This window comes from Saccharopolyspora sp. 7B, from assembly GCF_020177435.1.
Classification (GTDB): domain Bacteria; phylum Actinomycetota; class Actinomycetes; order Mycobacteriales; family Pseudonocardiaceae; genus Saccharopolyspora_C; species Saccharopolyspora_C gregorii.
Genome location: NZ_JAIUKC010000270.1, coordinates 1 through 2546 on the forward strand (window position 1 = coordinate 1; position 2546 = coordinate 2546).

Below are 2546 nucleotides of genomic sequence, written 5' to 3' on the forward strand. Positions count from 1 at the left end.
GGGATTCTCGCTGCGGGATCTTTTTCCCGAGTGGCTCCGCCACGAGGGAAAAAGCTGTCCTCGCGAGAATCCCGCTGAGAACCCGCGGGTGGTCCGGTTGCTTTGGTGGTCGGCGGCTCAGCGGCTTCGCCGCTGACAGGCAACCACCGATGGAATCCGGCGGGTGCTGGGTCTCGGTCCGCGGGTTGGAGTGCTGGTCGGCGGTTGCGCCGCTCGGCTGGTCTCGCGGGCGGTGTGCGCTTCGCCATCACGTTCGGGTGGTCTAGCACGGCAGGATTGCGGCAATGACCGCTCGATCCACCGAACCGATGCCCGCCGCCGACCTCTACGACGTGCTGCGACGCCGCCGCGACGTCCGCAACGAGTTCACCGGCGGCGAGATCCCGGACGAGGTGCTGCGCCGCGTGCTGACCGCCGCGCACAGCGCCCCCAGCGTGGGCCTGAGCCAGCCGTGGGACTTCGTGCTGGTCCGCGACGAGGCCACCCGCCGTGCGTTCCGCGAGCACGTGCGCGCCGAACGGGACGTCTTCGCCGCCGAGCTCAGCGGGGAGCGGGCCGAGACCTTCGCCAAGATCAAGGTGGAGGGCATCGTCGAGTCCGGCCTCGGCATCGCCGTCACCTACGACCCCGACCGCGGCTCCCCCGCGGTGCTGGGCAGGCACGCCATCGCCGACGCCGGCCTGTACTCGGTGTGCCTGGCCATCCAGAACCTGTGGCTGTCCGCGACCGCCGAAGGCCTCGGCGTCGGCTGGGTCAGCTTCTACCGGGAGGAGTTCCTGCGCGGGCTGCTGGACATCCCCGCAGGCGTCCGGCCCGTCGCCTGGCTCTGCATCGGACCGGTGCACGCCCTCGCCGAAACCCCTGACCTGGAACGACACGGCTGGCGGCGGCGCTCGCCGCTGGAGGACGTCGTCCACCACGACAAGTACCGGGGCGGCCGATCCCGGTAGCCTGAAGCTGAACACGCGGGGAACGGGGCACGAGGACGATCTCGGAGACGCCGTGCGACAGGACGATTCGCTGATGTCGGGGCACATCCCCGCGCAAGATCGTCGCGTGCGGGCCCTGCTCGATTCCGGTCACTTCCACGACGCGGACGTCGCGTTCGACGAACTCGTCTCGACCGGGACGAACCTGGTCGGCGAGCAGTGGAACCGGGCGACGGTGCTGGTGCACCGCGCGTGGCTTTCCTGGCGGCTCAACCGCATCCCGCAAGCCCTGGAACTGGCGGCGGAGGGCTGGACGGACCTGGACGCCGACCAGCCGAGCGGCGCGTCCGCGGCGCAGACCATCAGCATCCTCGGCAACCTGCTGGAGACCATCGGGCACCGGGAGTCCGCGCTGGAGCTGATGTCGCTGAGCGTGCAGGTGGCGCGCAAGGCGGGCGACCCGGAGACGCTGGCGCACTGCCTGGTCCGCCAGGCCAGCGCGTTGATCTTCCGGTCGGTGGCGCGGGAGGTCTCCGCCGCGGAACGGCTGTTCGGCACGGCCCGCGACCTGTTCGACGAGGCGCTGCTGCTCGTCGGCGAGGGCCAGCTGCGCCGGCTGTCGCTGGCCGGTGGCGCGCGGGCCCTCGCCGGCCTCGGACGGCTGCCGGAGGCGGAACGGCTCGCCCAGCGCGCGCTGGAGCTCAGCAAGGAGGCCGAGGACGGGTTCTGCACGGCCGTGGCGAACTGGGTGCTGGCGGTGGTGCGGCGCGACCAGGGAGACCTGCACTCGGCGCGCACCTTCGCCAGCCGCGCGCTGGACAGCGCCGAGAGCATCGGCGACACGATGCAGATGATGCGGTACTCGCTGGACCTGGCCTCGGTGTGCGTGCAGCTCGGCGACGCCGTGGGCGAGGCGGCCGCGTTGCGCCGCACGGTGCGGGCCGGGAGCGCGGCCGTGGAGACGCTGCAGGAAGGCCTCGGCCAGGCGCTGGAGCAGCGGCGGGTCGCCGTCCAGGCGCAGCGGCTGGCGACGGCGGCGCAGGAAGCGGCCGTGCGCGACCCGCTGACCGGCCTGGTGAACCGCCTCGGCCTGCAGCGCCAAGCACCCGAACTGCTGGCGGAGACCGCGGCGCAGGGCCGGATCCCGTGGCTGGTGCTGCTCGACGTGGACTGGTTCAAGGACGTCAACGACTACGCGGGGCACGCCGCCGGGGACGCGACCCTGCAGGAGGTCGCGCACCTGCTGCGTCGCGAGTGCCGCGCCGACGACCTGATCTGCCGGTGGGCCGGGGACGAGTTCGTGGTGCTGCTGGTCGACGACGCCGAGGACTCCCGGCACGCGGGCCCGGTCGTCGCGGAACGCATCCGGTCGGCCGTCGACCGGCACGATTGGCGCCTGGTGCTCGGCTGCACGCGCCGCGTCCCCACCGTCAGCATCGGCGTCGCCGGCGGACCCGCGAAGCTGGACCACCTGTTCGCGGCGGCCGACATCGCGCTGTACCGGGCGAAGCGGGCCGGGCGGAACCGGGTGGAGACCGATCACGGCGACCCGGAGCAGGACCGGCCGGAGATCCGAGGCGGCTAGGATCGGCGCCCATGTCCGCCCCGCCCCCGCAC

2 protein-coding genes are annotated in these 2546 nt (G+C 72.8%); both read left to right on the forward strand.

The features are described 5' to 3' along the window. Positions 1–284 precede the first annotated feature (284 nt). Positions 285–950, forward strand: coding sequence for a 5,6-dimethylbenzimidazole synthase (bluB, locus tag LCD33_RS28465; RefSeq protein WP_224963098.1), 666 nt, complete (start codon positions 285–287; stop codon positions 948–950). Positions 951–1023: 73 nt separating this feature from the next. Next, positions 1024–2514, forward strand: a complete 1491-nt coding sequence (locus LCD33_RS28470; protein ID WP_224967888.1) for a diguanylate cyclase — start codon at positions 1024–1026, stop codon at positions 2512–2514. Positions 2515–2546 lie beyond the last annotated feature (32 nt).

What these genes read in the sequence shown, in the direction of transcription:
- bluB (WP_224963098.1), top strand. Translation starts at nt 285, where the DNA reads ATGACCGCTCGATCCACCGAACCGATGCCCGCCGCCGACCTCTACGAC.
- LCD33_RS28470 (WP_224967888.1), top strand. Translation starts at nt 1,024, where the DNA reads ATGTCGGGGCACATCCCCGCGCAAGATCGTCGCGTGCGGGCCCTGCTC.